We start from the raw sequence: 9254 nt of genomic DNA on the forward strand, positions 1-9254 counted from the left end.
CAACGAGTCCTGTAACGACCTTCTATTTACATAGAGCTTCGGTAATTTCACCAAATTAGTGCATACGCTATGCAATTCAGTCTGAGCTGAATTACACTGTTTTAGCTACGCACCAGTTTGGTGCAAAGGATAAAACAGTGGCCAATACAGTGATAAGCACAGAACAATTGCACACCCATGTCAGCGAACACTTAACGACTGCCATCATGCTGCTCGATGCGCAGCTGAACATACGCTATTTCAATACTGCCTGCTGTGCTGTGCTGGGGCTGGGCGAGAAACGCCTCAGCGAGCAGTACTTTCCGGATTTGTTTTTGCACTGCGATATTACAGCGCAACACTTTATCGGCGCATTAAGCAGTAAACAGGGTTTTGGTGTCAGTGATGTACAGGCAGTATTGGCTGACGGTCGTCATCTGTTGCTGGATATTTCAGTAACGCTTTGTGAAACACCGGCAGAACACTTGTTGCTGGAGCTGCGGCAGGTAGACCAGCAGCGTAAGATCAGTCTTGAAAGCCTGCAACAGCATCAGCACCTGGCCGCGCGCGAGCTGATAAGAGGTCTGGCTCACGAAATAAAAAACCCGCTGGGTGGTTTGCGTGGTGCCGCGCAACTGCTGGAAGAGTCTTTACCTGAAGAGCTGACCGAGTATACCCAACTGATTATCGCTCAGGCGGATCGGTTAAGGAACCTGGTTGATCGTCTGCTCGGCCCCTATCGACCGGCCCAGAGAACCCGTAGCAACCTGCACCAGATGATAGAACAGGTGCGTCAGTTGGCTATTATGGATAATCCGGGACAAGTACAATTTAACCGGGACTACGATCCGAGCATACCGGATTTTGCATTCGACCCGGAGCTTTTAGAGCAAGCACTGCTAAACATAGTACGTAATGCCCAGCAAGCGCTTGACCAAACCGACAACCCGGTTATCAGCCTGCAAAGCCGAGTACTGCATCAGCATACCCTGCATGGCAAACGCTATAAACTGGTTGCACTGATCAGGGTTATCGACAATGGCCCAGGCATACCGGCAGAGATAAAAGATACTCTGTTTTACCCTATGGTCAGTGGCAAAGCCGGCGGCACCGGTCTGGGGCTTTCGATTGCGCAAACCCTTATCCATCAACATGGTGGCTGGATAGACTGTGACAGCTGGCCAGGCCACACCGAATTTACTTTATACCTGCCTATTGCAGACACTGAGGATTGAACTGATGAGTCATACTGTCTGGATTATTGATGACGACAATTCCATCCGTTGGGTTCTGGAAAAAGCCCTGGCCCGGGCGGATATTTTATGCGAGAGCTATGCTTCTGCAGATTTGATGCTGCAACGGCTGGAATACGATCAACCTGCCGTGGTGGTGTCAGATATCCGGATGCCGGGCACCGACGGTATGGCACTGTTGAGCAAACTGCAGGAACTGGCGCCTGAACTACCGGTTATCATCATGACTGCCCATTCCGATCTGGACAGTGCCGTCAATGCGTTTAAACGGGGCGCCTTTGAGTATTTGCCCAAACCCTTTGATGTCAATGATGCAGTGGCCTTGATTAGCCGGGCCCTTGAACATGCGATGGCAAGGCAACCTAAACATAAATCCGCTGCACCGACGCTGTCGCCGGAGATCATTGGCGAGGCGCCTGCGATGCAGGAAGTATTTCGGGCCATTGGCCGTCTGGCCCGTTCCAGTATCAGTGTACTGATAAATGGGCAATCCGGTACAGGTAAAGAGTTGGTTGCCGGCGCACTGCATAAACACAGCCCGCGTGCGGAGCACCCGTTTATTGCCTTAAACATGGCTGCTATTCCTAAAGATCTGATTGAGTCAGAGTTATTCGGCCATGAAAAAGGTGCTTTTACCGGTGCCAACAACCTGCGTAAAGGCCGGTTTGAGCAAGCCGATGGCGGTACCCTGTTTCTTGATGAAATAGGCGATATGCCGCTTGATGTGCAGACGCGCTTATTGCGCGTATTGGCCGATGGCCAGTTTTACCGCGTAGGCGGCCATCAGGCTATTGGCGTAGATGTGCGAATCATTGCAGCGACACATCAGAACCTGGAGCAACTGGTCAGCGAGGGTAAATTCCGTGAGGATTTATTCCACCGTCTGAATGTTATCAGAGTACATTTGCCGCAGCTGAAAGAGCGTAAACAGGATATACCCAAACTGGCACAGCATTTTTTGCAGCTGGCAGCGAAAGAGCTGAATGTTGAAGCAAAAATACTTACGAAAGAAGCTGAACAGTTCCTGACCCAGCTTGAGTGGCCAGGCAACGTGCGTCAGCTGGAGAACACTTGCCGCTGGCTGACTGTAATGGCCAGTGGTAAACATATAGTGGTAACAGACTTACCACCCGAGCTGACCACTCCCCCGAAAAGCAGCTCTTCGTCTGTCAGTCAGAAAGACGGCAGCTGGCAGGATATGCTGGCGGGCTGGATCAGCCATAAACTTAACGCCGGCGAAGAAAACATATTGGCAGAGGCCGGGCCTGAATTTGAACGCACAGTGTTACAACAGGCGCTGCATTTTACCCATGGCCATAAGCAGGAAGCCGCAAAGCGGCTTGGTTGGGGGCGTAATACACTGACACGTAAGCTCAAAGAGTTGAATATAGAGTAGCGGCATTGCCGCTACCCGTAGTGTATTAACACGATTTAAGAAGACTGCCGCTGCAACTTCTTCTGTTGCCACTTCTGCTGTTTTTCAGTCAGTTGCTGGCGCTGTTCTTCCGTCAGCACCTGCAATACCTGGTGCTGCAGCTTTAGCATCGTCAGCCTTTTTTCTACGGCTTGCTGCTGTTGCTGCTCCAGTAATTGTCTGGCGCCGCTTTCATCAAACTGCTCAGCCATTAATAACGCCTGCAGCTGCAGATGGGCAGCATTGTCACGCCCTTCGCGTTTAAACGCCTCACGCTGCTGTTGCGTTAACTGTTTGATTTGCTCACGCTGGCTGTCCGTCAAATCCAGCCCTGCCAGCATGCGCTTCATTGGCAAATGTCGTTCATGATGAGCACCATCATGTCTGGCGGCTTTATGTTCATGTGCCATAACGCTGCCTGAAAGGCTGCTTGCAGTAATGATACTCAGTGCGAAAATCAGTTTAGCTAGTTTCATCGGATACTCTCCTGTGTTGAGACAGCTTAAGCTTAAAACACCATATGCAAAGCAGCGCAAAGCCCGGGTAAAGATTCCGTAAAGGTGTACTGCATAATGCTGACATTAGGTAAACTCAGCGCAAAGAAGGAGTGTTTATGCCTGCAATTCTGATGATAGATGATGATACCGGCCTGACTGAGCTTGTCGCCGAGTATCTGGCGCTGGATGGTTATGAGTTTACAGCAGCTCATGATGGCAAACAGGGATTGGCACTGGCGCAGGCAGGGGACTTTGAGCTTATCCTGCTGGATATTATGTTGCCGGGAATGGATGGTTTGTCAGTACTTAAAGAGCTGCGCAGTGGCCGGTATTGTCCGGTCTTAATGCTAACGGCGCGCGGTGACGATGTAGATCGCATAGTAGGTTTAGAGCTGGGTGCCGATGATTATCTGGCCAAACCTTTTAATCCACGTGAGCTGGTAGCCAGAATTAAAGCCATACTACGCCGCGTTGAGCTAACCAGAACACCACAATCAGGGCAAAATACTGTGCTTTCAGTAAATGGCCTTGAGCTTAATCCGCATAACCGGCAGCTGCAATGCAACGGTCAGCAGGTAAGCCTTACGGCTACCGAATTTCAATTGCTTGAGCTATTAATGCGCCGCGCCGGCGAAGTGGTGACTAAAGATGAACTCAGCCGTGAAGTGCTGGGGAAGCGGCTACAAATGTATGACCGCAGTCTGGATATGCATGTCAGCAATATCCGCAAGAAAGTAGCCGCTTATTGTGCCGATGAAAAAATTCAGACACTGCGTGGCAGTGGCTACTTGTTTCTGACGGGAGATGTATGAGCTGGCTGAGCAGATTAAACCCGTTTCATTATCTGGCAGGCCGCATCTTTCTCTGGTTCTGGCTGGTATTACTGATTGCAGTGTTCGGCACGCTGGCGTTGTCGCGCGCACTGGTTGAGCAGACTGAGATCCGCCGGCTACCTCATAGCGTTATCCAACAGTTGCAACAGCAAGTGCTGCAATTTGCCAACAGCACCGACAGCCAACAATTACTGGCCAGACTGGAGCAAGACAGACCCGGCCGCTGGCTGTTGGTTAATGCCGACACCAATACAGTAATGACACCTGAGCTGCTACCGCGGGATTTTGACCAGCACTGGTTAACCGAGCTGTCGCAACTGTCACGGCCGCGCTGGTTAAAACATCACAACATGTCACTGGCTGGCCCTTTTGTGTTGCAGCTGGGCAGTGAAACCCTGGCGTTATATCAGAAAAGAGCGCGACCACCCCAGCCCTGGTGGCGACTAAGCGAGATGCCACAGCATGTCTTACTGGGCCTGACTTTACTAGTTTCTGCCGTTGCCAGTTTTATCCTGGCGGTGTCTATTTCGCGCCCGTTGCGTGAACTGTTGCAACGTAACCTGCAGTTTGCTGACGGACAATTACAGAGCCGGGTCACAAATCTTAGCAAACGTCAGGATGAACTCGGCCAACTGGGGCGCAGTTTCAATACTATGGCTGAGCGGATCGGTGCATTACTGACCAACCAGCAACGCCTGCTGCGCGATATATCGCACGAATTGCGCTCGCCACTCGCCAGAGCGCAGCTGGCACTTGGCTTGGCCGAACGGCAGCAAAATCTGGAGCAAGTGCCCCGGTTGAAGCAAGAGCTGGACAGGCTGGATGCAATGCTTGATGAACTTTTAACATTCAGTAAACTGGATGCGGGACAGTATCAGCTACTTAAACAACCATTTGACCTGCCAGAGCTGTTAACAGACATCATTGAGGTAAATCAGGTTGAGGCGGACGCCAGGCAGCAAACAATCAGCCTTCATGCCACATCAGGCATCCAGATATACGCAGACAGCCGCCTGCTGGCAAGAGCTGTCGAGAATGTTTTACGCAATGCAATAAAATACAGCCCGCCCGCGAGCCGGATTGATATTCATTTGCTGCAACGCTCAGACGAGCTGGAGCTCACTATCTGTGATCAGGGCCCGGGTATTGCGCCAGAGCAACTGGAGGCGGTATTCGAACCTTTTTACCGGGTATCAAACAGCCGCAACAGCAATACCGGCGGTACAGGGCTCGGGCTTGCAATCGTAGCACAGATAGTACGCCAACACGGTGGTCAGGTGCGGGCGGACAATAACCCTGATGGCGGGCTTTGTATCACTTTGCGCTTACCGGTAAACTAACTGCTTTATACAATATTGCAGAGTATATTTTGGCCGCGATAACTGCCGATTTCCCGATAATCAAACCGCTTAACAACGCTGATGGCTTAGCTGATCATTGGTTAAGTCAGTTAAAGCCATTTTGGCAGAACATGCACTCAGGCACACTGACCAGCAGTGATAGTATTGCACTGCACTATGTATATCATAGGGTTGAAGGTGCCTCGCACGCTGTTGTAATTAGTAGTGGCAGAATGGAAATGGCAGCTAAGTATGCAGAGCTGTGCTTTGATCTGGTGCAGGCCGGTTATAGTGTATTTTTGCTGGATCACCGCGGCCAGGGGTTGTCACAACGCGAGCTTACCAACCCGCATAAGGGGTATATCCGTGACTTCAGTTTATATGAACAGGACCTTACGCAGTTTGTGCAGCAAATAGTGCTACCAACCGGGCACCAGAGCCATGTCGCGCTGGGGCATTCTATGGGATGCGCTATTCTGGCCGGGTATCTGCAACATCCTCACCCTTTTAAGGCAGCCATTCTGGCGTCACCTATGTTTGGCATCTATACAGGACTGGTACCAGCCAGTGTTGCAGAAGCAATAGCGCTGGCATTTGGCGCACTGAATCAAAGGTTCAGCAAAACCCCCTGGTATTTCCCCGGCCAGGGTAACTATCGTGAAAAAGACTTCGCCAACAATCCTCTGACCACCTGCTTACAGCGCTATCAATGGCTGAATCAGCTCTACCGCGACTACCCGGACGCTCAACTGGGTGGTGTGACTGCGCACTGGGTCAAAGCGGCCATTTATGCAATGCGCAGAGTGCAGCAAAACGCTGTCAAATGGCACACGCCGGTTTTGCTGCTGCAGGCAGCAAGCGATAAAGTGGTCAGTAACCACGCGCAAAATAACTGGTTCCAGCACCTTCCTGCTACGGTGCCGCACCAACAGCTTGTGCTGCAAGGTGCCAGACATGAAATTTTCATGGAACAAGACAGCATCAGACAACAAGCTATCAGCGCAATGAATAATTTCCTCGCTCAGCTGCCGCCCGCGCAATGATTTGGTACACTTGACGGCTGTCTGAACGGAGTAAACTATGCTGCATATCGTGCTATTTGAACCTGAAATTCCACCCAATACCGGTAATATTATTCGCCTGTGTGCAAACACAGGTTATATGTTGCATCTTATCGAACCGTTGGGGTTTGCCTGGGACGATAAGCGGATAAAGCGTGCAGGGCTTGATTATCATGAGTTCGCTCAGGTACAGCGTCATGCCGGTTTCGCTGATTTTATCTCGACTGTTAAACCAGCCAGGATGTTTGCCTGCACGACTAAAGGTAAAACACGACATAGTGATGTACATTACCAAACTGGTGATGCCCTGATATTTGGGCCGGAAAGTCGCGGTTTACCGGGCGATGTCCTGCAGCAACTGCCAGTAGAGCATTGGCTGAGAATTCCGATGACTGCTAACAGCCGTTCAATGAACCTATCTAATGCCGTTGCTGTTTTCGTTTATGAGTCATGGCGTCAACTGGATTACAGCGGAGCCAGGAGTTAAAAAACTTACTCCGGTTGCATAAAGCTGCTAAATACAACTATATTTAACAGCGTCGAGCTTGATCACAAGGATGTTGATAATTATGCGCCCGTTAAGCTGGTTGCTGATGGCTGGGTTGATTTGTGCTGTGCCTGTTTATGCCAGTACTGCGGACCTGTTATGGACTTCTGGGATCCCATTAGTTTGTTTGCTGCTGCTAGTGGTTGCCCTGACAATATATAGCCGGAAACTGCAGCGCAGCAACGCTTTGCTATTAAGCGAGCAGCAGACTCTGCAACGCTTCTTACAGCAGTCTGACGATGTGATTGCAATTCTCAACTGTGAACGCCAGGCTGTTTATCTGAATCCACAGTTGTCCGATAAACTGACAGATGTAAAACAGCTCCCTCTTTATCTCGACAGACAATGTACCCAGTTATTGCTGCCAAAGCTGGACTTGGCTCAGAACTGGCAGGGCGAAGCCTGGCTGAAAGTGGCCAGCGGTAGCAGTATAGCACTGTCACTGGCTATCACCCCACAGCAACAAAATGAGCAAAGCTATTTGCTTATAGGCCGGGATGTAAGCCAGTGGCAGTTACTGCAACAGCAAGCCGAACATGGCCATATGCGTGATCAGCAAACTGGATTACAAAGCCAGGCTTTGTTAACTGAACACCTGCAAACTTGCATAGACTTCAGCAATGAACATCAACCCCGCTTTGCTTTATTACTGTTAAAGTTTAGTAAGTTACTAACTGCACAAAGTGATAAACCGGCAGAGTCGCTGCAAAACCTGCTCCAGCCGCTGAGCGAACAGCTAAAACTGATGACCAACAATAGCTATATTCTGGGGCGCTATGGCATTGATACTTTCGCCGTAATAGTGCCGCCGCATTTGTGTAACCTGCGCCAGCCAGAGATTAACCTTAACCGGCTTGGTTATAAGTTGTTGTCGCTGACCGACAGAATAACCCCCACCGGCAACAAAAAGGCTTTTCAGACTATCGTTGGTATTAGTATTTATCCCGCCGACGGCAAAAACCCTGCGGAACTGCTGCTGGCTGCGCAAACCGCTCTGCAATATGCCGCCCGCATGGGCCACAACGGCTTACAATTTGCTAATGTCAGTATTCAGCAAAGAGCCCCCGAATATCTGGCCCTTGAAACGGAGTTACAAAAAGCCCTGTTGCAAGGCGAATTTGATGTTTATTATCAGCCAAGAATAAGCATCGCGAGTAACCGTGTCATCGGCTATGAAGCGCTGCTGCGGTGGCATAGTCCTAAGCGGGGTACCTTGATGCCACAGCATTTTATCAGCATTGCAGATGACACCGGGCTTAGTGTCCAGCTGGACAAACTGGTATTTAAAAAGTGTTGTGACCAGTTACAGTACTGGCAGCAAACAGGAATGAATCGGGGCCGCATATCGTTGAATGTCGCCATAGAGAGTTTTAAACAAAATGACTTTGTCGAACAGTTAGCTGCACAGTTGACTGAATCAGGCATCAACGCAGATCAGTTCGAACTGGAGTTACATGAAGATATCCTGCTGCAGCCGGACTCTTCTGCCGAGAAAAAACTGCTGCAACTTACTGCTTTGGGCTTTCATCTGACCCTGGATAATTTTGGCACAGGTGTATCATCGTTGTCGGCACTGCAGAACTTTCCGTTACATGGTCTGAAAATAGCGCCAGCCTTTGTCAAAGACATGGAACACAACGAGCAACAGCGTAACATTACCGCCAGCCTTATCAGGCTGGCATCCTATTTACAGCTGGATGTCATTGCATCAGGTATTGAAAACGAAATGCAGGCGTACTTACTTCATGTGATGGGGTGTGACATTCTGCAGGGGCATTTGTTCAGCAAAGCGCTACCAGCAGCAGAAATTCCAGCACTTCTTGCCAGAGAAAACAAACTGTTACGAAAAGAGGTAAGCTAAATCAGCTTACCTCATCACGTTTTTCGCGGCCAAGCAGATCTAATGCGGCCAGTTTAACGTCTTTCCCCTGATACAGAACCTGGTAAATCTGCTCAGTTATGGGCATCTCTACGCCGACACGTTGCGCCAGGTTGTACACTTCTTTGGCGTTACGATACCCCTCTACGACCTGGCCAATACTGCTCATTGCTTCGTCGACTGCCTTACCCTGCCCCAACAACAGACCAAAGCGCCGGTTGCGTGACTGGTTGTCGGTACACGTCAGCACAAGATCACCAAGCCCGGCCATGCCCATGAAAGTGTCTTTTTTGGCGCCCATTGCGCAGCCAAGACGGCACATCTCTGTCAGCCCCCGCGTGATCAAAGCCGTACGCGCATTCGCACCGAAGCCAATACCATCGGCCATACCAGCACCTATGGCAATCACGTTCTTGACCGCTCCGCCAAGCTGAACACCAATAAAGTCGGG

Annotated in this window: 9 protein-coding genes; 7 read left to right on the forward strand and 2 right to left on the reverse strand. The window is 50.3% G+C overall.

Annotation, left to right across the window (positions count from 1 at the left end; genetic code table 11):
* Positions 1 to 137: 137 nt before the first annotated feature.
* Together glnL and glnG are read left to right on the forward strand one after the other, a co-directional pair.
* A complete protein-coding gene (glnL, locus tag VIN66_RS07860) occupies positions 138 to 1214 on the forward strand; it encodes a nitrogen regulation protein NR(II) (RefSeq protein ID WP_331923461.1) in 1077 nt (358 codons plus the stop codon).
* Between the two features lie 4 nt (positions 1215 to 1218).
* The gene (gene glnG, locus VIN66_RS07865; RefSeq protein WP_331923462.1) at positions 1219 to 2628 is read left to right on the forward strand and encodes a nitrogen regulation protein NR(I); all 1410 of its coding nucleotides are present in this window, start codon (positions 1219 to 1221) and stop codon (positions 2626 to 2628) included.
* A gap of 35 nt (positions 2629 to 2663) precedes the next feature.
* Here the strand turns inward: glnG and VIN66_RS07870 are convergent, their stop codons facing one another.
* The gene (locus VIN66_RS07870) at positions 2664 to 3122 is read right to left on the reverse strand and encodes a Spy/CpxP family protein refolding chaperone (protein ID WP_331923463.1); all 459 of its coding nucleotides are present in this window, start codon (positions 3120 to 3122) and stop codon (positions 2664 to 2666) included.
* A gap of 137 nt (positions 3123 to 3259) precedes the next feature.
* On the opposite strand from VIN66_RS07870, the gene VIN66_RS07875 reads away from it, so the two are divergent.
* From VIN66_RS07875 to VIN66_RS07895, 5 genes are all read left to right on the forward strand, one after another.
* On the forward strand, positions 3260 to 3955 hold the full coding sequence (locus VIN66_RS07875) for a response regulator transcription factor (RefSeq protein ID WP_331923464.1): 696 nt from the start codon (positions 3260 to 3262) through the stop codon (positions 3953 to 3955).
* Positions 3952 to 5316, forward strand: a complete 1365-nt coding sequence (locus tag VIN66_RS07880; protein WP_331923465.1) for an ATP-binding protein — start codon at positions 3952 to 3954, stop codon at positions 5314 to 5316. Before VIN66_RS07875 ends, VIN66_RS07880 begins: the two co-directional genes overlap by 4 nt.
* Before the next feature lie 29 nt (positions 5317 to 5345).
* Entirely contained in the window at positions 5346 to 6359 is a 1014-nt protein-coding gene (locus tag VIN66_RS07885; RefSeq protein WP_331923466.1) for an alpha/beta fold hydrolase, read from the forward strand.
* Between the two features lie 37 nt (positions 6360 to 6396).
* The gene (gene trmL, locus VIN66_RS07890; protein WP_331923467.1) at positions 6397 to 6864 is read left to right on the forward strand and encodes a tRNA (uridine(34)/cytosine(34)/5-carboxymethylaminomethyluridine(34)-2'-O)-methyltransferase TrmL; all 468 of its coding nucleotides are present in this window, start codon (positions 6397 to 6399) and stop codon (positions 6862 to 6864) included.
* An 82-nt stretch (positions 6865 to 6946) separates the two neighbouring features.
* The gene (locus VIN66_RS07895) at positions 6947 to 8785 is read left to right on the forward strand and encodes a GGDEF domain-containing phosphodiesterase (RefSeq protein WP_331923468.1); all 1839 of its coding nucleotides are present in this window, start codon (positions 6947 to 6949) and stop codon (positions 8783 to 8785) included.
* A 1-nt stretch (position 8786) separates the two neighbouring features.
* Here the strand turns inward: VIN66_RS07895 and VIN66_RS07900 are convergent.
* Positions 8787 to 9254, reverse strand: a 468-nt coding sequence (locus VIN66_RS07900) for an NAD(P)H-dependent glycerol-3-phosphate dehydrogenase (RefSeq protein ID WP_331923469.1), incomplete at its 5' end; no start/stop codon positions are given.

This window comes from Rheinheimera sp., assembly GCF_036568245.1.
GTDB lineage: Bacteria > Pseudomonadota > Gammaproteobacteria > Enterobacterales > Alteromonadaceae > Alishewanella.